Origin of the sequence: Rhizobium lusitanum, from assembly GCF_014189535.1 — a bacterium.
Lineage (GTDB): Bacteria > Pseudomonadota > Alphaproteobacteria > Rhizobiales > Rhizobiaceae > Rhizobium > Rhizobium lusitanum_C.
Genome location: NZ_CP050307.1, coordinates 2,029,084 through 2,053,447, shown reverse-complemented (window position 1 = coordinate 2,053,447; position 24,364 = coordinate 2,029,084). Strand labels below are relative to the sequence as shown.

The 24,364-nt window shown below is 58.1% G+C and carries 19 protein-coding genes and 2 pseudogenes; 11 read left to right on the top strand and 10 right to left on the bottom strand.

All coding sequences use genetic code 11. The features are described 5' to 3' along the window. Positions 1–126 precede the first annotated feature (126 nt). Genes HB780_RS12425 through bcsN form a run of 5 tightly spaced genes read right to left on the bottom strand, consistent with a single transcriptional unit; the run spans position 127 to position 9,044 of the window. Positions 127–2,376, bottom strand: coding sequence for a cellulose synthase (locus tag HB780_RS12425; RefSeq protein WP_183688122.1), 2,250 nt, complete (start codon positions 2,374–2,376; stop codon positions 127–129). 50 nt (positions 2,377–2,426) lie between these two features. Beyond that, positions 2,427–3,476: a family 8 glycosyl hydrolase gene (locus tag HB780_RS12420; RefSeq protein WP_183688120.1), complete on the bottom strand. Its 1,050-nt coding sequence runs from the start codon at positions 3,474–3,476 to the stop codon at positions 2,427–2,429. Further along, positions 3,473–5,806, bottom strand: a complete 2,334-nt coding sequence (locus HB780_RS12415; protein ID WP_183688118.1) for a cellulose biosynthesis cyclic di-GMP-binding regulatory protein BcsB — start codon at positions 5,804–5,806, stop codon at positions 3,473–3,475. The genes HB780_RS12420 and HB780_RS12415 overlap by 4 nt, the downstream gene beginning before the upstream one ends. Next, positions 5,803–7,995 (bottom strand): UDP-forming cellulose synthase catalytic subunit, encoded by a 2,193-nt coding sequence (gene bcsA, locus HB780_RS12410; RefSeq protein WP_183688116.1) that lies wholly within the window; start codon positions 7,993–7,995, stop codon positions 5,803–5,805. Before bcsA ends, HB780_RS12415 begins: the two co-directional genes overlap by 4 nt. Positions 7,996–8,054: 59 nt before the next feature. Continuing rightward, positions 8,055–9,044 (bottom strand): cellulose biosynthesis protein BcsN, encoded by a 990-nt coding sequence (bcsN, locus tag HB780_RS12405; protein ID WP_183688114.1) that lies wholly within the window; start codon positions 9,042–9,044, stop codon positions 8,055–8,057. A gap of 143 nt (positions 9,045–9,187) precedes the next feature. Between bcsN and HB780_RS12400 the strand changes: the two are divergent. From HB780_RS12400 to HB780_RS12390, 3 genes and pseudogenes are all read left to right on the top strand, one after another. Then, positions 9,188–9,445, top strand: a pseudogene (locus tag HB780_RS12400) (LysR substrate-binding domain-containing protein); the annotation flags it as partial. A gap of 186 nt (positions 9,446–9,631) precedes the next feature. After that, complete coding sequence (locus HB780_RS12395; protein ID WP_183688112.1) at positions 9,632–9,937, top strand: YkgJ family cysteine cluster protein; 306 nt, start codon at positions 9,632–9,634, stop codon at positions 9,935–9,937. A gap of 148 nt (positions 9,938–10,085) precedes the next feature. Then, complete coding sequence (locus HB780_RS12390) at positions 10,086–10,499, top strand: DoxX family protein (RefSeq protein ID WP_183688110.1); 414 nt, start codon at positions 10,086–10,088, stop codon at positions 10,497–10,499. 332 nt (positions 10,500–10,831) lie between these two features. Here the strand turns inward: HB780_RS12390 and HB780_RS12385 are convergent, their stop codons facing one another. Further along, positions 10,832–11,434 carry a TetR/AcrR family transcriptional regulator gene (locus HB780_RS12385; RefSeq protein WP_183688108.1) on the bottom strand — a complete coding sequence of 201 codons (603 nt, stop codon included), beginning with the start codon at positions 11,432–11,434 and terminating at the stop codon, positions 10,832–10,834. A 110-nt stretch (positions 11,435–11,544) separates the two neighbouring features. Here HB780_RS12385 and HB780_RS12380 point away from each other — a divergent pair, with 110 nt between their 5' ends. The 3 genes from HB780_RS12380 to HB780_RS12370 all read left to right on the top strand — a co-directional run bounded on the left by HB780_RS12380 (position 11,545) and on the right by HB780_RS12370 (position 16,033). Next, positions 11,545–12,231 (top strand): PspA/IM30 family protein, encoded by a 687-nt coding sequence (locus HB780_RS12380; protein WP_183688107.1) that lies wholly within the window; start codon positions 11,545–11,547, stop codon positions 12,229–12,231. A 32-nt stretch (positions 12,232–12,263) separates the two neighbouring features. Further along, positions 12,264–12,545, top strand: a complete 282-nt coding sequence (locus HB780_RS12375; RefSeq protein ID WP_183688105.1) for a YiaA/YiaB family inner membrane protein — start codon at positions 12,264–12,266, stop codon at positions 12,543–12,545. 92 nt (positions 12,546–12,637) lie between these two features. Next, the gene (locus HB780_RS12370) at positions 12,638–16,033 is read left to right on the top strand and encodes an acyl-[ACP]--phospholipid O-acyltransferase (protein ID WP_183688103.1); all 3,396 of its coding nucleotides are present in this window, start codon (positions 12,638–12,640) and stop codon (positions 16,031–16,033) included. 264 nt (positions 16,034–16,297) lie between these two features. On the opposite strand, the gene HB780_RS12365 is transcribed toward HB780_RS12370, so the two are convergent. After that, on the bottom strand, positions 16,298–17,194 hold the full coding sequence (locus HB780_RS12365; RefSeq protein WP_183688101.1) for a LysR family transcriptional regulator: 897 nt from the start codon (positions 17,192–17,194) through the stop codon (positions 16,298–16,300). 112 nt (positions 17,195–17,306) lie between these two features. Between HB780_RS12365 and HB780_RS12360 the strand changes: the two genes are divergently transcribed. The 5 genes and pseudogenes from HB780_RS12360 to HB780_RS12340 all read left to right on the top strand — a co-directional run bounded on the left by HB780_RS12360 (position 17,307) and on the right by HB780_RS12340 (position 21,911). Further along, positions 17,307–17,975, top strand: a complete 669-nt coding sequence (locus HB780_RS12360) for a DsbA family protein (RefSeq protein ID WP_183688099.1) — start codon at positions 17,307–17,309, stop codon at positions 17,973–17,975. Positions 17,976–18,120: 145 nt separating this feature from the next. After that, the gene (locus tag HB780_RS12355) at positions 18,121–19,017 is read left to right on the top strand and encodes an MBL fold metallo-hydrolase (protein ID WP_183688097.1); all 897 of its coding nucleotides are present in this window, start codon (positions 18,121–18,123) and stop codon (positions 19,015–19,017) included. 5 nt (positions 19,018–19,022) lie between these two features. Beyond that, positions 19,023–19,419: pseudogene (locus tag HB780_RS12350) on the top strand (nuclear transport factor 2 family protein). A 142-nt stretch (positions 19,420–19,561) separates the two neighbouring features. Further along, on the top strand, positions 19,562–19,759 hold the full coding sequence (locus HB780_RS12345; RefSeq protein ID WP_183688095.1) for a hypothetical protein: 198 nt from the start codon (positions 19,562–19,564) through the stop codon (positions 19,757–19,759). A gap of 22 nt (positions 19,760–19,781) precedes the next feature. Beyond that, positions 19,782–21,911 (top strand): mechanosensitive ion channel family protein, encoded by a 2,130-nt coding sequence (locus HB780_RS12340; protein ID WP_286203043.1) that lies wholly within the window; start codon positions 19,782–19,784, stop codon positions 21,909–21,911. Positions 21,912–21,982: 71 nt separating this feature from the next. On the opposite strand, the gene HB780_RS12335 is transcribed toward HB780_RS12340, so the two are convergent. From HB780_RS12335 to HB780_RS12325, 3 genes are all read right to left on the bottom strand, one after another. Continuing rightward, on the bottom strand, positions 21,983–22,612 hold the full coding sequence (locus HB780_RS12335; protein WP_183688091.1) for an exopolysaccharide biosynthesis protein: 630 nt from the start codon (positions 22,610–22,612) through the stop codon (positions 21,983–21,985). Positions 22,613–22,659: 47 nt separating this feature from the next. Continuing rightward, positions 22,660–22,965 carry a hypothetical protein gene (locus tag HB780_RS12330; protein WP_183688089.1) on the bottom strand — a complete coding sequence of 102 codons (306 nt, stop codon included), beginning with the start codon at positions 22,963–22,965 and terminating at the stop codon, positions 22,660–22,662. 75 nt (positions 22,966–23,040) lie between these two features. Next, complete coding sequence (locus HB780_RS12325; protein WP_183689707.1) at positions 23,041–23,976, bottom strand: TerC family protein; 936 nt, start codon at positions 23,974–23,976, stop codon at positions 23,041–23,043. Positions 23,977–24,364: the final 388 nt, after the last annotated feature.

Below are 24,364 nucleotides of genomic sequence, written 5' to 3'. Positions count from 1 at the left end.
TCATCGTGCTTGCGATTCGTTATGATATGGTTGCCGTATTCCAACATAGTGGCAAGTCCATGAATGCCGGCGTATCGAAATCATGCGCCAGGGCCTCTTGGCCCTGCCGATGGCAATTTGCCCCGATCATTCGCCATGATCTGGATGGAGAGCGAGCCGCAAATCGGTAAGGCCGCGATTCCCGTCCTTGTTGCCGGTCGCCGCCACAGCGTTGAAGATGCGCTCCGCGTCGTCATACATCTTGAGATTGAGATAGCAATAGCCGCGAAGCACCATCAGATCGATCCGCTCCTGCTGGAGTTGCGCACGCTGATCAAGATAGATCAAGGTCTCCTGATAGCGCTTGGCGGTGAATGCGGAGAGCGCGCGGTTGGCCAGTATCGCAACTTGCAGCTCGGCGGCGCGTTGATGGCTGAGCGGCGCCTTGGTCGCGGCAACGGCTGCATTGTTGGTGAGCCCCGCACGCAGATAGGCAAGACTTTGCCCGTAAGCGGCATCCTCCCGCATCTTGCCGGCCGGAGCGTTCATCGCCGTTTCGAAGGCTGCAATCGCTTCCATCGGGCGGTTGAGATCCATCAGACACCAGCCGCGCGATAGAGCATCCCCTGGCGTGAGAAGCTGGGAATTGATCGTCGTGGAGCAGCCGCGGGGCTGGCGTGCGCTGCGTCGTAGAGGCGAAGCCGGCCTTTCGGATTGGCCGTATCCACTCGGCGAGGAGGAGCCGCGGCCTGTCGTCACGATGGCCTCGGCTTTCGCCTGCGGTGCGATAAAGGGCTGTGAGGAGCCCACGGCTGTTTGCGGCGCTGCCTGGCTTGGCGAGGGCAGCGCTGCGGAGCCGACCGGAGCCAGTGGCTTGACCTCGTTGAGCCTGGCAATGCGCTCGGACCGTCCCGCCCAAAGTCTTTGAACCTCCGCCACGCCTTGCCGGTCGTTCAGCTGATTGCGGGTAACGGCCAGCCCATAGGCCGATGGTTCGTCATCGGGCTTCCAGTTGAGCGCCGTCTCAAACCAGCGAACTGCGGTTTGCGGTTGGTTCAGCGAGCGCGCAAACCAGCCAAATTGCTGCGCGGTCGGCACATATTTCTGCGCGATGACCTCGGTGGCGATGCGGCTGAGTACAGTCTCGCCAAGAGCGGCCGGTGGCTGCAACGCCATCAGATTGGCTGTCGCCGCAAGGTAAGTCGCCGTCGCGTCCTTGGAGACATGACGCCATTTATACATGACGTCCTCAGCCTCCTGGGGCTTGCCGTCGGCAATCAGCACCAGCGCAAAGCCTTGCGATGCCGTAGCCGAATCTCCCTTGTCATGGGCGATCCGGAACCATTTTTCCGCGTCGCCATAGTTCTGGCGGCGCAGATAGTACCAGCCGAGAAGAACGGCGTCGGAAGCAAGGCCCTGGCTTTGACCGACGCGTTCGACCTCCGCCAGATAAGTCGGCGCGACGTCCAATTTCGGATCGTCGTTGCCCTCGGCGACAAACCGGCGCGCGAGGTCGGTGCGGATACTGTCGAATTCCCGCCCGCTATTGCCGTCCGGCTTCTCGAGCGCCAGGATATCCTGCATGGGTTGGTAGGGCAGCAGGGCTGCGGCCTTCTGCGCCGTCGCAAGCCTCTCTTGAGGGGTGACACAATTCCTCAGAATATAGGCATAGGTGTCCTGGCCGCGGTTGGCCCGATCCGTTCGGATAAAGGCTTCCGCGACGCGCCATAGAATATCGATGTCGCTGCAAGTGAGCAGGCTTGGCGTGCTGGCACCAATCTCGACGACGGTCGCATATTGCTTGAGATCGGAGGCATTGATCAGGCGCGTGCGAGCTTCAGCGACATCAAGGCGTTCGAGCAAATCCGAAGGCGGTTGCCATCCTGATTCCGCAGCCTGCCGATCCGTGATCGCCTTGCGTAGCTCGGCATAGCGGCCTTCGGAATAAAGCTGCCACATGGCTTCAAGTTGCTTGTCGCTATTCTGCGGTATGGCCAATGGATCGACGGGCGGTACCCAGTTCGGATAAAGCGCCTGAAGTCGGGATATCTCGGCTTGAAGCCGCGCCTTGTCGCCACGACTGGCGAAATAGCGCAGCGCACTTTCATCGACCTTTGGTTCCGCGTTGGGTTGCGGCGCGCCAGACCGGGGAGCTGCCTGGGCGACGGCGGCTGGTGTGTCGGTGGTGGTTTGGATCGCCGTCGGTGCGTTGGGCAAGATCGCGGAAGGAGCGCTCGCTTGGATGCGATCTGCAATAGTTCCCATGTCGGCGGCTGACGCATCGAACGCCATGTCAGCTTGTTTGATGCGTGAGGTTAGTCCCGACGGCATATCGGAATGATGCATCGCTGATACTCGGAGCTTGTCCTCGATCGTCTCACGGTCCCTCACTGTCATGGCAACTCCTGTTGCCGCGACTGCCAAGGAAACCGTAATCAGAGAGGATTTTATAAACACTCCGGATGCTTCTCCTCGATGAAAGCCAGGCCCAGCAATTGTAGGGTCGACGGGTAATAAAGGGACGGTGCGAACTGGCGAACCGACGCGGGTAATTTCGTCCCACTCGTCACACACGCCATAACATCGTTAACAATTCTATAACCGGGCTCCGCCAGCGGCTGTTTCGGTCTGCCCGTCGTGAGGTCGATCGTGGCCGGGGTGTCGCCATCGGTGGTCATGCCCGCCTGCAATCGCATCAGCAGCGCTTTGTCCGTTATGCCTGCTCGCACGAGATAAAGCGGGATACGGATGGAATTATAGCTGAATTCGGCGTCAAAACCCGCCGCCGGGCTTGGCTTGGCATGTAGACTCACCCAATCCGCCGGCAATTTTCGTGGTCCGAACTGCATGGATCGTAGCAGCGAGAGACCGTCGTTCTTCAGCTTTTGCCAATTTTCGGAAGGCGCCAGGACCGCCATGACGGGAAGCGCCTCGTAAACCCAGTAGGACGGGTTGACGACTGGGCCGTCGTCTCGATCAGCGGCTCCAAAGCCTTCGGCGCCAGGAAGGAGAACCGTCCGTCCGTCGACATGGATGACGACACGTAAAAGCAGTGCCTGCGCCATATGCGACGCTTCACTCAGATAATCCTTTTTGTTCCAGGCCGATCCCGCCAGCGCCAATGCATAGGCGATCAGTATATCGCCATCGGAGGCATTGTTGGTGTCTGCCACATGGGGTGTCGTGGCCGGATCCCATTTCCAAGCCGTAAGACCATCATCGCGCAGGAGCAATTCCGTTCGCGTGAAATACCAGATCTGTTCGAAGTCGGCGGGATTGTTTGAAAGATAGGCGAGCAACAGACCATAGCCTTGCCCTTCGCTATGGCTGATGTTGCCGTTTCCATTGTCGACAATTCGGCCGCTTGCGTCGAGGAATTTCGCTTTATAGGCCTCCCAGGCCTGCGGATCGATCGGGGCATGTTGCGCCGCAAGCTGCTGGCTCATCGCCAGGAAGACGATGCTGCTTATAGTGGCCATGATGCGCCAGCGTTTCATCCGCGCCTGCCGATCTTTGCGAGAATGCCCGCCGTCGTTATCCCGATCAGCAGCGAGGAGGCGATCAGCAGTAGCGCGTAGGACAGAATATTGCTTGAAAGCCAGTTCGCGGCGATCAGGCGATAGTTGGTAAACGACCAGGGTTGCGTCGTCACAAAATCGAAGCGGCTTACGGGCACGGTGTCGATCTTTCCGGTCTTGGTGGAATAAACGGTAACATGGCCGGCAATCTGTGACCATTCGCCCAGCGACGTGATGGAGTTGGCGCCCGCTCGCAGATCCTTTGCCGAAGGCGCCGTCACGATCGTCCATGTCGAATTTGCCGTCGCGCCGTCTCCCTGGGCAATCATGAAGCTGTTGATATTCGAAGGCGCGAAGATTTCCTCGGCGCCTGGAATGAATTGCAACGAGCTCCAGGAGATGTCGAAGTTGCGATGCATCCAGTCCTGAAACGCCTGGATCTGAAGCTGCAACATGCCGCCTCCAATTCGCGAGCGCCATTCATCCACTGTGGCGACAGCTTCCGACTGGGTACCTTGTCCGGGCAAAGGAGGACGCCAGGATGCCTGGCTCGCCGCCGCGATGTTCATTTGCGACAAAGTCGTTGCCGGTATCTGCGAGATCGGACCGATAAAGATCGCGTTGCGGTCTCCAGCGCTGCCCGGCGACGCAATAAGGTCAACTGCGATTGGATGTCCCGCGACCATTGCCATTTGGCCTAACAGCGTTGCCGTCGCGGACAGAGTATCGGGATCGGTCCGGTCGATGAAGAGGGCCGTGGGGGTAGTGCTGCGACCGTAGGGATAGCCTGTGCCCGCCAGAGCCGCGAGATTCGGGCGCTGGGCGACCCTCGCGAAATCCGGCATCTGAAAAGTACTTGTATTGAAAAGCGCGAAACGTGCGGTGTTGTCGGCCGTCGTGCCCGGCGCGCAGACATCGTCGTCATCGGTCAGCAGCATCGCTTCCAATGTTATGGTGTTCAGGCCCGGTTTGAAGTGACGCATCGTCACGCGAATAGGAAGCTTCCGGAAAATACCACCACCAGCCGAGGTAATCGGCTTGGTCGTGGCAATACTGCCGTTGACATAGATATCGATATGACTGCCGGGCCGAACATTCTTGGCATAGGCCGCATCGAGATAGATGGTCGCCTCGCCATAGGCATTGGCATAGAAGTCCGCCGGGATCCCCACATTGAAGCTGGTATGGAAGCGACGACCTGAGAACTCGGTTGTCTCTACACCCAATTGCGAGAACGAAAGGCCCGTGTCCGAAAAGATCAATGGGGCATCAGGGGCGGTCCACCGTTGGGTCACCAGCAAGTCGCGGCGGATAGCCGGATCCCTGTCGGTCGGCGACACGACGATATCGATTGCTGCCGAAACGGACTGCCAAGACGGCCCGCTGATGAGAAGGACTGTCGAACCTGTACGTGGATCCCGAACGAATGTTGCAAGGGCCGCATTTTGCGCCGCCGCCGGCGTTGGAAACAACGGTTGCAATTCGGCGGGTGTACCGACGACAACCGTCATTTTTCCGGGGCCGGGTGGCGGCAAAGAATCCGTACTGAAGGAGAAAGTCTCGTTCGGCATTCCGCTCAGCACTGAAAGGCCCTGCGTCAGTCTTAGCAAGGGCTTCGTGGTGCCGGGCTGAGCCAGCGCCGGCACCACGAGATTGAATTCCGTCTTGCCGGCGCCATCGACACCGATGGCACGGATGGCGTCCGTACTCGACAGTTTCTGTGCGTTCTCTTCAGCAAAGCTTAAATAGGTTCTGGCAGGGTCGATATCGGACCATAATTCATAAGTCGATTGGATATTGCAGTCGGTGCGATGACGCTGTGTCGCCTCGAACGACACCAGATTGGCTCCGGGTTGCAATAGACCGCGTGGAACGTCGAAGCTGACCGTCGACGGATTGTCTGGCGATCCGATTTGCTGCTGGCCGATTGGGCGGTTGTTGAGAAGGATCGTCAGTTGTGATGCTTCGGGCGCGACGACCACGGCATTCTGATAGGCGAAATTGAATTTGGCGGGCGCCGCGGCCTGTTCTGGGGTCAGGTAGATCGACCATGATTTTCGATCATATTCGCCTTCCAGCCGAAACTTCGCAAAGGGTATGACATATCTCTGGAAATCGCTGTTGGCGGATGTCGCGGCAGCCTCATTGGGAGCAGAGACGGTTCGCGTCGGCAGAGGTATGATTGCCGGCGACACGGTCGGAGCTGACGTCTGCGGCCGTTCCCGCGACATGTCGAAAGGCTGTGTCTGCGCGTTGGCAAGCGTGGCGGCAGCGATTGCCAAAACGACAGCTGAAAGGATTGCTTTCATCCGTTACCTGCCTTTGCCTTTTGCTGCTGGGCCTCCCGCTCCGGTCGCATGCCACGGAAGAAATAAAGCAGCCCACGGCTCGTCTGGTACAGCGACAATCCCAGGAACCAGATCGTCCCGCGAATGATACCGGGATTGCGGCGGCGACCCTTCTGAAATTGCGTCCATTGATCGGAATTTGCAAATACCAGATCCGCGATCAAGCGATGATCCGATGCGCCCTTGGGCACATACTGACACCCGATCGTCGTGATTTCACCGGACGGATGGATATTGCGCACCATGATCGGCAGGGTTTGCATCTCGCCGCCACCATAAGGTTGAAAGCGCAGTGTCGCCTCCGTACCGACAACCAACGGATCGAGCTCCTTGTTGAACACGTTAAGCCGTGCACCATGGACTGAAACATCCTCGATCGAGGCGGTATGCCACTTGTCGTTGACGCCCAGTTCGCTGCGGCGATCGACCCTGATGCGACGGGAGGAGGATCGTTCGCCGCGCTCCGACACAACGCCCAATGCGCAACCGGCCAAGATCAGATTGATGAGGTTCCAACCGCCGACGACAAGCGTCACATCCGCCTTATAGGGCTCGGCATAGATGCGATATATCGTGATCACAAGCGCGATGACCTGCACCGCAAAAATGACGAAGAAGGGACGGCTGATCTCGGAAAGGCGGCTGACCGATATCGATTCATCCTTGGCCGTGACCTTGAAGGTCGGCTTTCGTGGATTGAAGATCACCGAAACGACGGCAGGCAGCAAATGCACCATCTGCACATATTCGTAGAGTTCCGAAATCCACGGCCAGCGGAAGGAGCCATAAAGATAGTTCTGCATCATCAAGTTCACGAGCATGTAGGCCAGCGTATAGGCGAGGAATTCGCTGCCGGACGCGGTGAAGATCTCCAGATCGAAGAACAGATAGAATAGCGGTGCGAACAGGAAAATGGCGCGCGGGAAGGGAAAAAGCCAGAAAAGCGTGGATGACATGTAGCAAAGACGCTGCGGCAAGGTGAGCCCACGCTTCAGCAACGGGAAGCGAAAACGCAGGATTTGCATCATGCCCTGCGCCCAACGGCTGCGCTGGCCGATGAAGCTCGCGAATGTCGCAGGCTGCAAACCGGCAATGAGCGGCTTGTCGACATAGATGCTGTTCCAACCGGCGCCGTGCAGCGCCAGTGCCGTTTCGCAATCCTCGGTGATGCTGATGCCGCTGAAGCCGCTTTGGGATTCGAGTGCCTTACGGCTCAACACCGCCGCTGAACCGCAGAAGAAGGCTGCATTCCATTTGTCCAGGCCGCGCTGGATGATGCCGTAGAACATCTCGTTCTCACTCGGCATGTTGTCGAAGGTCTGCAGATTGCGTTCCAGCGGATCGGGATTTATGAAAAAATGCGGCGTCTGAACGAGAAAGAGCTTCGGATCGTCTTCAAAATAGCCAACGGTTTCAAGCAGAAAATCGCGAGCCGGCGCGTGGTCGGCGTCGAAGACGGCGATCAGGTCGCCGCTCGAGTGTTGAAGGCCATTGTTGAGATTTCCAGCCTTGGCATGTTCGTTGCGCTCACGCGTCAGATATTTGACATCGAGTTCCTGGCAAAGCTGCTGGAGCTCGTTGTGACGCGCAATCGCCGTCTGCGATTCCAGGATCTTGGTAGAGTTGCGTTTCTGCAGTGTGCCGCCGTCGTCGAGCAGCCAGACCTGGAGCTTGTCGGCCGGATAGTCCATCGCCTTGGCTGAAGCCAATGTATTGGCCAGAAGGTTGATATCTTCGTTGTAGGACGGAACGAAGACGTCGACGGAAGGAAAGTGCTGCACCTTCGCTGCCCGGGCAGGGCGTGATGGTAGGGGCGTTGCAACGATGAACAGGCTGAGCATCAGCATCGCCACGTTGTACATTTCCGCAAGATAAAGCAGCAGGCCGGGGATGAAGTTTTCGGGCTGGTTGACAGGCGGCAGGGTGCTGGTCGTGCGCCAGTAGACATAGCGCAACACGATCGAAGTGCCCAGAGCGAGCGCAACCAGCCGCCAGGTGCCCTGGCGTTTCAGGACCTTGATGACGGCCATGAAGGTGACGGCTACCACGCTGGCGATAAGTTGGGTTTGCAGGTTGACCGGTAATGTGATCAGCACGATGCCGCATAGGGAAACGGCAGCCCATATCAAGATGCTTCGTGCTGTCTGCATCGGTGTTCCTTCAAAAGGTATTCGCCAAACGCCATCCTGGCGTTCCAAATGACTAAAATCTATTTCATGCAGTCAGCGTTGGCCACTGCACCGATACAATCCGGTGAGGGTACGACAGTGCTATAGGTCTGTGTCGCTGCTGGCTGAGCTTGTCCTGTTATCGTTGTCGGCATTGGGACCGTGCCCGTTTGGGCCTGGCCGTATTGTTCGCCCGGTAATGGCACCCGTGGTCCGATTGCCTGCGGAAGGGCCACAGCTGGCAAGGTTTGCGGCGAGGCGGCGATCTGGTGGCGCACGATCACCGTACGCACAGCAGGAAGGGCGGCTTCATAGCCGATCGGGGTCGCGTTGCTGCGATAGCCGCCCAGATCCGGATAGACGGGATCGCCGGGGCGAGCAAGCACCGCGTCGGCCCCCCTTACAGTTCCATATGGATTTAGCGCTTCATTCCTGAATCCCCCGGCAATCGTATAGCCGTAGACGGTGCTGAGGAGCTGATGTTCATTTGCATGGGCGTCACACAGCCGGAGCCGGATCTGAACCATGCTGAAATTCTGCAATTGCGCCTGCGTGGAGCGACCGGCTCGAATTTGCTGCCAGGCGTAAAGGCAGGTATTTCCAGAGCGGCTTTGGCCGGAAGCATAACCGAACGGACCATAGGTATTCTGTACAAAGGTCGCGGAGCGAGCGAGCCTGACGCCCGGTATTGCCGCAGCGAGTTCCCGCGCTATCACATTTTCGCTAACAGCTTTGTACGGCGTACTACCCAGTCCGGGGTTGCCTCCAGATACGCCAAGAAACTGTACTTTCAGAAAGTTCTGGCCGGCGACTGACGAGGATGTTGCAAGCGAAATCGTCTGCTCCACATCATCCTTGTGCCTCTGCTCGACGACATTGACGATGGCGGGACCGCCGGGTGGCGGAAATGCCAGCGCTTTTTCGTTAGCAACGGTTTCCGCACCCGTCGATTGCCGCACACCGCCCGTCGTCGTGCAACTGGTCCCAAGGCCAGCCAACGACAATAGGGCTATTATTTTAAGTAGGTGCATCTTCGTAATCGCGGTCGTCGTCTATCGTCATATTCATGAGAAATGACGCGATGGATTTGAACAGGGCCTTCGTCGATATTGAGATAAGCGCGATTATGGTTAACCATTGGTTAACAGATCAGAAATCCACGAGGATGGGGGGCAGCGTGCGCGTCGATGGCCAGCTAGTTTACAGTAACATCGGCTCAGCGATCGGCGCGTCTCTCGACGGAATGGGTCTTGCCTACGCGCCGACGGATCTCGTTCGCCGCCATATCGACGATGGTTATCTACTGGAAGTCATCAAGCCTTGGTGCCCGACCTTCCAAGGCTATCATCTCTACTACCCCAATAGGCGCAACCATTCGCCGGCATTCTCCGCATTCGTCGATGCGTTCAGGTTCCGTCCTGGAAGGAACTGACGATAGAACTCGTGGCTTCAGCGTGAGCCCACTGTAATTTAGGTCACTTTGAGATGAGCAGGCCGTGAAATAGCGGGTGGCCGGATCGCATCCCTTCAAGGCCAAAGAAGTCTTGTAAACATGATCTGATGCCGACTGGGATATAAAAAGCCTGGCATTCCCGGATCGTTGCGATAGAACGCGCTAATGACCTTTGCTATTGACGTTGACTGTGAAGCCTGCGGCGCTTGCTGCTCATTTTCGCCCACTTGGCCAAGATTTTCCACAGAGACGGAAGCTGAGCTCGACGCTTTACCGGCGCATTTCGTCTCGGACGATCAAGGAGGAATGCGGTGTCACGGCGCGCGTTGTTCTGCTTTGTCCGGCCGCGTCGGTTCGAGTACATCATGCTTGGTTTATGATCTTCGGCCAGATGTTTGTCGCGCCTGCACTCCGGGAGATGGGGCCTGTATGGAGGCCCGCGCGTCTTTTGGGCTCGACCAGTTGAGATAAAGCAATGCTTCAATTGAACTGCTGATGTAGCCGTCTTTCGACCCCGTGGGGTGGTCGTCCCGAACAAAATAAATTTTCACGGCTCTGTCGGAATCGTCTTCTGCTGTCCGTCCTTGGAGCATCGACCACTTCAACCCGGAGAGACATCGTGGAAAACACTCAATCAGCTTGGCAGACCGCCGCCATACTCATCGCCCGCCTGATCTTTGGTGCTGTCTTTCTGATGGCAGTCTCGTTCAAGTTCATGGATATGGGCGCGACCGCCAGCTACATCGCCGCCGCGGGCTTCCCATTCCCACTATTCCTCGCCTGGTGCGCGGCGATCCTCGAAGTGCTGTTGGTCATAGCCTTCCTGACCGGCGTATTCTTCACACCGGCTGCCATCGTTGCTGCCGTTTATGTCATCTTCCTCGGATTCTCATTCCACGGCCCGTCGCGTTGGACTGGCAACCAGGCTGAATTCGGCTTCTTCGTCGACCATTTTGTTTTCCTTGCCGGCCTGCTCTTTGCCGCTGTGCACGGGCCTGGAAGCATACTTGCCGTCAGGGCAGGTCGGTCGTGAGCCGACGGGTCTCATGACTTTATGGGGTGTGATTGAACACTGTCTCAGAAAATCTCAAGCGGGCCTGGCGCCGCATGCCATGAGCTATGGATCGCGATTGAAATCGCGATCAACCGTGTAGATCCAATGGGGCATGTGTGTCCGACATCAGCGGCCGTCTCTGTGAGTATCGGTTCAATCTCTTCCGTAAGGCTGCTTCAAATCAAGGATTCACAATTTGCCCTCTATGGAGAAGCGGTCTCGTTCTCCTTTGGAGTCAAAATCGAGGCTGACGCACAACTCCTTCAATGACGCCGCTGTCATCGGCAACAATCGCAGCTCGCCGGTAAAGCTCAACTTGCAGCCGCTCCGGCAGCGATGGTGAGAACGAATTCGTCGAGCTCACGCTCGAGCCGCTCCTGCGGCAAGCCCACGAACCGGGCTTCCAGGCTGATGCTGATCACGCCGTGCACGGCGCCAAACAGGGTGCGGGCGCGAATGGCTCTGTCTTCCGCGGACATATCCGGTTGCAGTTCGGCAAGAGGTTCGGCGATCACGCCCATCAGGAACATATGCTCCTCGAGATGCCACTGCGGTGTCAGGCTGCCTTCAGGCGGATAGTGATCGAACAAAGCCTTCCATAGATTGCGATTGGCAACCGCGAACTTCAGATATCCCTGCGCCAAATTACGCAGCCGGTCGGTCGGTGTGCGGCGACTGACCTCAGTGAGCGCCAGCGATTCTCCCAGAGCCTTCAGCGTCGAAGAGTTCACGTGGATGATAAGTTCGCTGAGGTCCGAAAACACCGTATAAAGTCCACCGAGCGCACACCCCGCGTCTTGCGTGATGTCACGCGCCCGCAGGTTAGCCAGACCTTCATTGGCTATCCGGTTGCGTGCCGCATCGATCAACCGCGCCTTCAGGTCTTCGCGCTTTTCTTCTCTCTTGCTGGCCATGAACCAATCCATTTCGATTTATGAACGTTGTTCAAAATATATCTTGAACAACGTTCATTGTTATGTCAGAACTCATCTCGTGAACAACGTTCATAAACGGGAGACACGAAATGTTCAATCTGATTGTGACGCTGTTGCGCGGCAGGGCGTACGATGCCGAGCAAGCCTTTGTAGATCGCCATGCTATGCCCCTGCTGAGCCAGCAAATTCGCGATGCGGCTCAGCGCATCCAATATGCCCGCCACGCCGTGGCGGTGGCAATCGCCCAGAATGACCAGGAAAAGAAGCAATATGCGACGATCCTAGCCAGGATCGCCGACCTTGAGACGCGGGCGCTTGCCGCATTGGCACAGCACAGTGAGGACCTGGCTCGCGACGCGGCCGACGCCATCGCCTATCTCGAAGCGGAGCGTGATACGTCGGAAAAGGCGCAAGCCCAGTTCACGACGGCGATTACCAAGCTGAAGGCGATCCTGCGAACCGCCGAGGCGCGCCTGCAGGAACTGCAACGCGGTGAGCGGCTGGCCCGCGCAACGCAAGAGGCCCAGAAGCTCGACATTGCTGTCGCCGGTTCTGGTCTCGCGACGCTCGACGAGGCGGAGGAGACGCTTGGGCGGCTGCGCGATCGTCAACATCAGAGTGACACGATCGCCTCCGTGCTCAGGGACATGGACAGTCCCTCCCGCACGGCCGGTATCGTCGAGAAGCTTGCCAATGCGGGCTGCGGCGCACCGCTCCGCTCATCGGCCGATGACGTTCTCGCCCGGCTTCGCGCCCGCACGAACGACGCCGCCTGAAGCATATTTTATCGAACGAAGGGACCATAATCATGAACGATAGTTTTCAGAAGCATTCCTCGAGCTGGGTCAGCTTTTCCTATATTTCCTTCGGCACGGCAGCCTTCATGCTCGCCGCCGGGCTTTACCTGATGCCGCTCGACCTCTGGGGCAAGGGCTATCTTGCAATGGGCGTATTGATGCTGGTGCAAACGACCGTGAACATCACCAAGACGCTGCGTGACAATGCCGAGTCCGAGAAGCTGATCCGTAAGATCGAGGATGCAAAGACCGAAAAGCTCCTGGTCAACTTCAATCGGGGCAATGAAAACTAGGAGTCCTTAACCACGCCGCAGAGTTGTTCGCCGACGCAACCTTTGCCTAACGACTCTGTGGCCTTCTTTTGCGATCCAAAAAGGGAACTGTCATGCAACGCAATCTGATGACATCGAGGAAGTTCGCGCCGTTGTTCTGGACGCAGTTCCTCACCGCTTTCAACGATAATTTCCTCAAGCAGACGCTGGTTTTTCTGATCCTCGCCCAGATGGCAGCCGAGGGCGCCTCGCTGGTGACGCTTGCAGGTGGGATTTTCATCGTTCCCTTCCTGTTGCTTTCCGCCGTCGCCGGCGAGCTTGCCGACAAATACGACAAGGCCAGGATGGCAGAGATACTCAAACGTTCCGAGATCGGCGTGGCGGCGATTTCCGTTCTGGGTATCGCTTTGTCGTCGATCTGGATCCTCATGCTGGCGCTCTTCGGCTTCGGCGTGATCTCGGCCCTCTTCGGCCCGATCAAATACGGCATTCTTCCCGACCATCTCGAACGCAGGGATTTGCCGAAAGCCAATGCCTGGATCGAGGGCGGCACGTTCATCGCCATCCTGACCGGTACGATCGTCGCGGCGCTTGCCTTTACCAAGGGCGACAATGTCTGGATTTTCGGACCGATGATGATGGGACTTTCAATACTTTGCTGGTTTTCGGCGCAGATGATCCCGCCGACCGGTTCGAAAGCGTCGGATCTGGTCATTGACAAAAACATCTTCCGCTCAAGCGTCACGCTCGTGAATGAACTTAGGGAAGACAAGCGGATCTGGCGCTCGGCACTGATGAACTGCTGGTTCTGGTTCGTGGGCGCCTTTGTCATGTCCATGCTGCCGATCATGGTCACGGAGATCCTCGGTGGCTCGGAAATCATCGTCCCCGCCTACCTGGCGATTTTCGCGATCTCGATCGCCGTCGGCTCCGCCATCGCCGGCTGGATGTCGGCCGGCCGTGTTGTGCTGCTGCCGGCGCCGGTTGGTACGGCCATCGTTGCGCTCTTCGGTCTTGATCTTGCATGGAACCTCTGGGGCCTGCACTCCGCCGCCCATGCGGATACGATCGCTGGCTTCTTTGCCGGCGCAAAAACCATGCGTGTGGCGGTCGATCTCGCCGGCATGGCCATTGGCGGCGCCTTCATGGCCGTCCCGACGTTTGCCGCGATGCAGACCTGGGCCGATGAAGCTCGCCGTGCTCGGGTGATCGGCGCCGCAAATGTGCTGTCGGCACTGTTTATCGCCATCGGACTTACGCTGGTTGCGATCCTGCAGGCCATCGGCCTGTCTGTTCCCATGGTCGTTCTTTGCCTCTCGGTCATCAATCTCGGCGTTGCCTTTTTGATGCTGAAGACCTTGCCGACCAACCCTTTCCGCGATTTCCTCTCCATTCTTTTCCGCGCCTTCATGCGACTTGAGGTCGAAGGGCTCGACAACATCAAGAAAGCCGGCCGCGCGCCGATCATTGCCCTCAATCATGTGAGCTTCCTCGACGGTGCGCTGGCGCTTGCCATTACCGAGGAAGAGCCGGTCTTTGCGGTCGATTACAAGATCGCCCAGGCCTGGTGGGTCCGCCCCTTCCTCAAGATGTGCCGGTTTCTGCCGCTCGATCCGACCAAGCCAATGGCGACGCGTTCGCTGATCAAGATCGTCAACGAGGGCAACGCGATCGGCATCTTCCCGGAAGGCCGGCTGACGGTCACCGGCACGCTGATGAAGGTCTATGATGGCGCGGCCATGGTTGCCGACAAGACGGGATCGATGATCGTCCCGGTCCGCATCGACGGGCTCGAAAGAAGCTATTTTTCGCGCCTTTCGGGCGGGCAGGTGCGGCGTCGCTTCTTTCCCAAGGTCAAGGTGACCATCCTCGAGCCGGTCAGGCTCAGCGTCCCGCCGGAGCTCAAGGGGCGCAAACGCCGCATCGCTGCCGGCGCCGCCCTTTACCAGGTCATGTCGATGCTGATGTTCAAAACCACAGACACGGATTCGACCGTGCTGGAACGCATCATCGACGCTGCCGTGACAGGCGGCGGCAGCAGGCTTGCCGTCGAGGACCCCATCTCCGGCAAACTCTCCTATGCGAAGCTGCTGACAGGCGCGGCCGTGCTCGGCGCCAAGTTCAAACTTCTCTTCGCAGACGAAAAAACGCTTGGGGTGATGCTGCCGAATGCCAATGGCGCCGCCGCAACCCTGCTCGGGGTCATGTCGGCGGGCAAGGTTCCGGCCATGCTGAATTTCACGGCCGGCGCCGCCAATATCCTGTCGGCCTGCAAGGCCGCGGAGGTGAAACATATCTTAACCTCACGCGCCTTCATCGAGCAGGGCAAGCTCGGTCCGGTCATCGACGAACTCCAGAAACAAGTGAAGATCGTCTGGCTCGATGAGCTCCGCACGACGGTAACGCTCGTCGACAAGATTCGCGGCCTGCTCCACAAGTACAAGCCGCATGTCAAACGCACTGCCGACGATGCCGCCGTGATCCTCTTCACCTCCGGCTCCGAGGGAACGCCGAAAGGCGTGGTGCTCACCCACCGCAATATCCTTTCGAACGCCGCCCAGGCTGCGGCGCGCATCGATTTCCACTCCGGCGACAAGGTCTTCAATATCCTGCCAATATTCCACTCCTTTGGCCTGACGGCAGGCACCGTCCTGCCGCTGGTCTCGGGCGTGCCCGTGTATTTCTACCCGTCTCCGCTGCATTACCGTATCGTGCCTGAGCTGATTTATGTCTCGAACGCCACGATTATCTTCGGCACGGATACGTTCCTGAACGGCTATGCACGGACAGCCCATCCCTACGATTTCCGATCGATCCGTTACATCTTCTCCGGCGCCGAACCCGTGAAACCCTCGACCCGCGAGATCTATATGGAGAAATTCGGCCTGCGCATTCTCGAAGGCTACGGCGTGACGGAGACCTCGCCCGTGATTTCGCTCAACACGCCCATGTACAATCGTTCGGGAACGGTCGGAAAGATCTTGCCCGGCATGGAATGGAAACTGGAAGCCGTCCCTGGCATCGATGAAGGCGGACGTCTTCTGATTCGTGGCGCGAATGTCATGGCCGGCTATCTTCGCGCGGAAAATCCCGGCGTTATCGAGCCACTCTTCGACGGTTGGCACGACACGGGAGATATCGTGACAATCGACGAGGATGGCTTCATCAAGATTCGCGGCCGGGCAAAGCGCTTCGCGAAGATCGGCGGCGAAATGGTCTCACTTGCAGCCGTCGAGGCGCTCGCCGGCCAGCTTTGGCCCGGCGCTCTTTCAGTTGTCTCCGCGATCCCTGATGCGAAGAAGGGTGAACGGCTGGTGCTGCTGACCGACGCGCCGAACGCCACCCGAGCCGAATTCATTGCCTTCGCCAAGTCCAAGGGGGCAATGGATATGATGGTGCCAGCCGAAATCAACATAGGCAAGGTGCCGGTGCTGGGCTCCGGAAAGGTGGATTTTGTCGCAGCGAGCAAGATTGCTCGAGACTCGGAGCTCCCCCGCAGCGCCGCGTGAAATCCTTAGTGTCGGCGCTTGGTATCAAGGGGTTGCCGATTTATCTCGATCCGGTCTGCTTGGAAGTCAGTTCCGCCGCAAGGGCCCAGACGCGTGGCTGGAGCACATATCGCAACCATCAGCCAGGGCCCCCTGACGACGATAAACTGATTCTCCAACAGCTGCTGGTATTGACCGAAATGGCAGGCGATAGACACCTGAGCGAAAACAACTCGCCAACTGGGCTGCGCTCAGGTCCGTTGTTAAAATGTGTCGATCTTGAAATTATTGTCGCAACGACTCTGTCAGCATATCGACAAAGGCCGTGACCTTCGGAGAACGAAAACGCGCTGCTGGATAAACGGTATACACCCCGCCCGAGGGTAGGTGCCACTCCGGCAAGACATGAAGAAGTCGTCCGTTTTGCAGATATTTTTCCGCCAGGAAATCCGGCACGATCGAAAGGCCACCGCCAGCCCGGACGGCTCCGAGAATGGCCGGTGTTGTGTTGATGGAGATGGCTGCTGAGAAACGTACAAGGTATGCGTCGGTGTCTCCACGCGAAAAGGACCACTGCAACGGCTCCTGGAGCGCCGTGTTGGCGATAAAGGGTAGTGCAATCAAATCTTCCGGGACGCTGATATCGGCTATCCGTTCGGAAAGGTCGGGCGTGCCGACGAGCAATTGTCGAAAGGAACCGATGCGCCGAGCTTGCAGGCTTGAGTCCGCCAGCCAGCCGACACGGATCGCGATATCCATATTTGCCGCCACCAGATCAAGTGTTTCATCGGTCAGGCTCAGCTCAACTTTGCAGGCGGGGTATCGAAGAGTGAACTTGGTTATCAGCGGCACGATGACCGAAGTCCCATAATCATAGGGTGCGGTGATCCTCAAAACCCCTTTTGGTTCTACCCTTGCCTCAGCCAGTTCGTCGAAAGCATCTTCGGCGTCGCGTAGGATCGACACGCAACGCGCATGAAAGATTCCTCCCGCCTCGGTCGGTTGGAGGCGCCTCGTGGTCCGCACCAGCAAGGTGGTGCCAATATCCTGTTCCAGCTTCGCAACCTGATTGCTTACGACGGCCTTGGTAATACCAAGATATTTGGCTGCCCGCGTGAATGACCCCGTGTCGACAACCGCAGTAAAATAGGCGAGGCGGTTCAGATTTATGGCTTCGGGCATGGTAGCAGATCCCACTTAATTGTAAGCTTATAGCATACATTCTGTCGTATTCTGTCGATCTTTTGCGGCATATGCGCATGTGGTATGTATTGCCGCACAAAGCGAGGAAGATATGAACGACAAGCCCCAGATCACCTATCTCTTCGATCCTCTCTGTGGCTGGTGCTATGGCGCCTCGCGAATACTGGGTGAGCTCGCGACCAGTCCCGACCTGGCGATCGGACTTGCCCCTGTGGGGTTATTCTCCGGGGCTGGTGCGCGCGAGGTGGATGCGCATTTTGCCGCCTATGCGTGGTCCCATGACCAGCGTATTGCCAGCATCACGGGGCAACCCTTCACGGATCAATACCGCAGGAACGTTCTTGGCAAGCTCGGTAGTTCTCTTGATTCAGGCCCGGCTACTCTCGCACTCACAGCTGTTGCTCTGACGGAACCTTCCCGCGAACTCGATGCGCTGAGGCTCATTCAGGAGGCACGCTATGTATTGGGTCGCGACGTGACCGACCCCCGCGAACTTGTGGATATTCTGACCCATGCGGGTCTTGGCGTCGCTGCTAGCCGCCTTGGGGTTCCGGACCAGGAATTGCTGACCGAGAACCACAGGCGGGTTGAAGCTGGACGTACCGCCATGCGGGGGTTTCGTGTCGATGGGGTTCCGGCACTGATCGTTGATGACCGACAGAGCCGCCGTCTGGTTCAGGCGAATGAGTTGTTCTCCAACCCAGAGCTTCTTAACGCGCTTACCGGGTCGGGTCGTCCAAGCGCCGGCCCAAACCCCTAACCGGTCGCCTAGAACAATGGATGCCCCTGGCGCGCGGGGCATTGCGGCGAAAGACTCAATTGCCGCATCGGATGAAACTGCCAAACCGGAAAGGTGCGGGCCTATACCGCACCCGCTATTCACAAACCACCACCGGGAGACATCTATGTTTACTAGGAGAACCATCATGAAAACCACGCTCGCAGCCGGTGTTACCGCTGTCTTTGCGCCCGCCGGCCTTGGTCATGCAGCCGGTGGTCTCACCTGGAAGCATTTTCCCGCCGGACAGAACGGCTTCTTCCGTGCTCCCGTCTTGGTCTCCGGAGCGACGGAAGCCGCGTTGATAGACGGCGGCTTCACACTCCCCGATGGCAAGGCCGTCGCCGAGGCGATCAAGGCTACCGGCAAGAAACTCACCACGATCTATGTCAGTCAGAGCGATCCGGACTATTACTTCAGCCTCGGCCCGATCAAGGCGGCTTTTCCCGATGCGCGCGTGATTGCAGCCCCAGCCGCTGTTTCTGCCATTAAGGACAGTGTCGAAAAGAAGCTGGCCGTCTGGGGACCGCAGCTCAAGGAAAACGGTCCGCAGACGCTCGCCGATGTCGTCATACCGGAAGCCTTCAGCGGCAGCTCTTTGACCGTCGATGGCGAGGCCATCGAGATCGTCGAGGCGGAAGGGCTCGCCAACCGGCGCTATCTCTTCGTCCCGTCCCTCAACGCGGTGTTCGGCGGCGTGATGATCTTCAACGGTGTGCACGTCTGGACGGCTGACACGAACAGCGCTGAACTGCGGGCCGCCTGGATCGGCACTCTCGAAAAGCTTGCTGCGCGCAAGCCTGCGATCGTTGTTGCCGGACATATGACTCCGGAAGCGCCGACCGACCTTTCGGGCGTCGAGCATACCATTGCTTACCTCAAGGCATTCGAGGAAGAACTGGCCAAAACCAAGGACTCTGCCGTGCTCAAGGCTGCGATGGAAGCACGCTTCCCCGGTCTCGGGATGGGCGTTGCGCTGGACATTGGTTCCAAGGTCGCCACCGGCGAAATGAAGTGGGGCTAACTCTCATGGGGGGTAATCTTGAGGTGATCCGGGGGACCTATGAAGGTTCCTCGGAAGAAAATGGGCGCAACCTGCTCATCGCCCTTGCCCCCGATGCCGAATGGACGGAAGCCGAAGGCGTCCCTTATGCAGGGACGTATGTCGGACCGGACGCCATCGTGGCAGGTGTCTTCCGCCGACTTGCTACCGAATGGATCGGTTACCGCGCCAACGTCCACACGTTCCTGGAGGACGGCGATAGGGTCGCCGCTTTTGGGGATCTATTCCGGTACCTACAAGGCGACCGGCAAGTCGATGGAGGCAGGCTTCGCCCACCTCTACGAACTTCGAAATGGTAAGATCGCCCGCATGACCCAATATGTCGATACTCATATGGTTAGGGAGGCGCTCGTTACCGACTAGGCAATCGCGAAACCCTCGTTCCAGGGACCTGTGCCTGCGATTAAGTTCCAGGCGTGGATTTTGCGTTTCAAATGCGAGGAATATTGGCTGTGAATGTGGCGCGTGTATGCCGTGGCTACATCGTCCGCAATGCACTGCTATCATGGGCTTTATCGGCGAGCGGCTGTCCAACGCTGCGGTACTCGCCAGCAAGGGGGACAAATTTCAGCCAGACCCGCAATTAGCTGTTACGCGCGATATGGCCGAATGTGCTACGGCTGGCGGCAGCGAAACCATCGACCATTCAAAAACGAGCGACGACATCAGTCGCCGGGGCAATTATGACCATAGGCACTGCTGACGACCATAGTGGCATTTTGAAAATGCGGTTTCTCCTGCTTGCGATCGGTCTTCTGATTGGGCAACCCGCGTTAGCCGCCGAACCATCCCCACCGCCTGCCCCCATTCGTGTCATCATTGAGCTGCCGAACGATGATGCAGGCCGCGCGATTGTCAGCAAAATAACGCCTCAGCTCTTGCAAACGCCGCCAGCGACGGTGCCGCCGCCAGAGCAGACTATTGCACCTTCCACTGTCGGGTCCGCCCTGCAAGATCTGCGCAGCCGCCTGCTCACGCTGGCAAGCGCCGTCCCAACGCTTCCCACGCAAATTCGCGCGGAGATGAGCATCTTTCAGACCAACGATGCGCTCGACCCGGTTGGACTGCTTCTGGCGGTCATTCTCTTTGTCGCCGGCGGCTTTATCGTTCAGCGCATTGCCTGGTGGTCAGGCCGCGGCCTCTTGAATTTCATCTTGACCGCGCCCGCCGAGACTGTCCGGCAGCGGATCAAACTCCATGCCTGCCGCCTGTCCATGGGGTTGCTTGGGCTAACCGGTTATCTGATCGGCAGCCTGGGTGCCTTTATTCTCTTTCCCTGGCCCGTCATCTTTCGTGACATCGCGCTTATCTTATTGTCGGCGGTGGTGATGATCAGGTTGGCGGTTCTTTTCGGCCGGATTGTTATCGCGCCGGGTGCCAGACTCCCACACATGCGCCTTTTAACCCTCGGCACGCCATTGGCGTGGTTTTGGTATTATTGGCTTGTCGGAATTGTCGCACTGCTGGCTTTGGGACGGGCGGCCGTTGCCGTTATGCAAACGATCGGCGCGTCAGCCATCGTGATCGACCTCTTCATGGCGGCATGGCTCGGTATCGTCTCCATTGCATTGATCATCATGATCTGGCTGCGGCAGTTTCGCGCCGACGGACCGCATTTGAGCCGCCTGGTGGGAGTCGGCCTTACGCTCAGTACAGTGCTGGCATGGTTGTTATGGGTTTCAGGCCTTCATGCAGGTTTCTGGAGCGTCATTATCGTCACAATGCTGCCCCTCGTCGTGTCGATGGTCCAGGACATCATTCGCCGTATCACGCGGTTTGACGACGACACTATAGCGACAGACCCTTCTATTGTCGGTTGGTCGGTCGTTATCATGCAAACGCTGCGCAATGGGCTGATCGTCGTTGCCGCGCTTCTGGTGGCCAGTTCCTGGCATGTGAACCTCAGCGACCTTGCCGCTGGCGAGACGGTGGTCACGCGTCTTGTCCGCGCTGCAATCCGTATCGTCATCGTGCTGCTTGTGACAGACGTCATTTGGAAGCTTGTTAGCACCTTGATCGATAGCCAGATGGCGATTGTGTCGCGAAGTGATGTGCACGGCACTCATGCGGACGGGCCAGACGCCAGGCGACGCCAGCGGCTAAACACCCTGCTCCCCATTCTGCGCAACGTTCTCTTCGTGGTGATCGGGGCTGTCGGGCTCCTCATGATCCTCGACGCCGTCGGCATTCAGATCGGCCCATTGTTGGCTGGGGCCGGCGTTGTCGGCATCGCTGTCGGTTTCGGCGCACAGACGCTGGTAAAGGATATCATCTCCGGCGTATTTTACCTGTTTGACGATGCTTTTCGCATTGGTGAGTATATCCAGTCGGCAAAGTATAAGGGCACTGTTGAAGGTTTCTCGCTGAGGTCCATCCGCCTGCGGCACCATCGCGGCCCGATTACCGTTGTCCCTTTTGGAGAGTTGGGCGCCGTACAAAATCTCAGCCGTGATTGGGTGATCGAGAAATTTTCTCTGACACTCAGCTATGACAGCGACCTGGAGGACGTGCGCAAGACCATAAAGAAAATCGGTGCGGAACTTGCGGACGACCCGGAACTTGGACCCAACATTCTCGAACCGCTCAAAATGCAGGGCATCGAACAGATGGCGGATTACGGCATCGAAATTCGGCTGAAATTCACGGCGAGACCTGGAGAGCAGTCCGCTATTCGCCGGAAGGCTCTTTCAATGTTGAACAGAACCTTCGCGGAAAAAGGCATCCATTTCGGAACGCCGACCGTTCAAGTCGCAGGTGGCACCACTGACGCGACCGCAGCCGCAGCTGCGCGCCTGACGCAAAATCGCATCGAGGCGCAAAAGGCGGCGAATGCAGCGTCGGAGACAGAGGAATAGAGGCTTGGAAACCGGATAAGGTTGAGACAAGCGCATCCATCGCTTCATGCCCGGCGACACGGCACGCTTGCTCAGGAGCCAAGCGCGTTGAAACTCGCAATGGCGACCTGCACCAACCCGGCGGTGGCGGCGAATGCGAGTGCGCACAGCATCAGGCCGATCAGAGTTACGAGCCCATCTCTTGCCATCAGTGCGATGGAAATCACCGTCAGCGCAAGAACCGGCAGAAAGTTGCCGAACGGGATTGGCAGCGCGATAGCAACCGCCAACACGAAGATCGGAAATGCCAGCAGCCACTGCATCATCCTGCCCGTGAAAATGGCCAGGCGCCCTGGGCGGATGATTGCCTCAACTCTGGCAATGATCGGAACGCTGTAGCGGACGATGAGATCCACCATTGCCGGCGACAGTCTGCGCCGGTTGAGGAACGCCGGAAGCCAAGGCGTCTGACGTCCCATGGCGATTTGTACGGCAACAAGAGCCAGCGCGCTCCCGAACACCATCCCGAACGGTCCGGGTATCGGCGTGAGGGCAGGCAGTGCCAGAAAAAGAATGGTGAAAGCCATACTGGTCCGGCCCAGATTGGATGGCACGTCCCTCAAGCTGACGCCGCCTTGCAATTGCGCCAGCCTTGCCAATTCTTTCAGACGGACGGATGCCATCTCTTCCTGCCGTGCCGTACCGGCTGCCTGTTCAGTCATGTGATTTCACCACTCCGGATCCGAGGAATGATCTGCTTTGTAATTTGTCAGGTGGCATCAGCGCTTTTGGTTTTGATGAGGCCAATGATATCAGCGCAAGCCGGATTGTTCTTGTCGAGCAGGTCCGCCGGGTCGCTCCAGCCGGTCGCCACGCCGACAATGGTGGAGACGGTCCAGTAACTATCCTCCGATGCACGTTGTACCAGTAGGGGTACCTGCGATGACAAGCACGTCCGTGATTGCTGGACGATCTCAACCGGCAGATTTGCGGCGGCGGCGTATCGCTCGATCTCGGCCTGAAGGGGAGCGATGGCGAAAGTGGCAAAGAGCCATGCGATGATGTTGGAGAGCATGTCTGTTCCTTGTTGGGCGTTTGTTGGGAGAGGAGGGGCAGCGCACCTGCCACTTCAGCAGGTGCGTCGCAGGCTTTAAGCGTTGTTCGCCTGGCCGCGCGTCTTGAGCAGGCTCCAGACCACGCCACTTGCGATGATCGCGAAGGTGATCCCGAGCGAGAGGGCGGCCGGAAACTTTTCCAGGCCCAGCATGTCGGCAACGAAGATCTTCGAGCCGATGAAGACCAGCACGACGGCCAGGGCCGGCTTCAGATATTTGAAGCGATGAATCATGGCCGCCAGCGCGAAATAGAGGGCGCGCAAGCCGAGGATGGCGAAGATGTTGGAGGTGTAGACGATGAAGGGATCCGTGGTGATCGCGAAGATCGCGGGAACCGAGTCGACGGCGAAGATGACGTCGGCCACTTCGATCATGACCAGGGCCATGAAGAGCGGGGTGATGAACCAGACGATCTTGCCGGTGGTCGGATGGGCCTGCTTCACGAAGAACTGCTCGCCATGATGCGTGTCGGTGACGTTGAACCGGTTTCGCATGAAGCGGACGAGGGGATTGTTGGAAACGTCGGGTTCCGCGTCCTTCATCACCAGCATCTTGATGCCGGTTATGATGAGAAACGCCGCGAACACGTAAAGCAGCCACGAAAATTCGGCCACCAGTGTCGCGCCGACACCGATCATGATGGCACGCAACACGATCACGCCGAGAATACCCCAGAAGAGTACCCGGTGCTGGTAGAGGCGCGGGGCGGCAAAGAAGGCGAAGATCAGTGCGATGACGAAGACATTGTCGAGCGCCAGGGTCTTTTCGACGACGAAACCTGTCATGTAGGCAAGGCCGGAGTCAGCGCCGAGGTACCACCAGACCCAGCCGCCGAAGGCGAGGCCGAGCGAAATGTAGAGCACCGAAAGCCTGAGACTTTCGCCGACGCCGATTTCCTTGTTTTCCTTATGCAAGATCCCAAGGTCGAATGATAGAATTGCGATGACCAGAGCGATGAAGCCTGCCCACATCCAGAGCGGCTTTCCCAGCCACTCCACGAAAAACAAAGACGTTTCCAAGAAAGGAACCTCTGTCGGCACGAGATGTCGGAAAGGTCCGACATCGCAAGAGCGCCGACGGCTCTCACCAGAGGGGCCCGGACCAGCGGGTTGAGCCGCAGATAGGTGCCGTGTTCCCGCAGTTCAAGGGGCTGATATTGGCTTGATGCCTCCAGGCCCTTGCTGCGAACTGGGTGTCACCACGCTTGGCTTTGTTCACTTCGCCATCTGAGGGTGCGATCGCTGACGCCGATCAGCCAAGGATTGGGACAAATCGATCGCTTCTGTTGAAGCCTGGATCGGCATTGTCCGCATCCGCATTCTAACCCGGCGGTTCTCAACATATTATGTCTGCCGAATT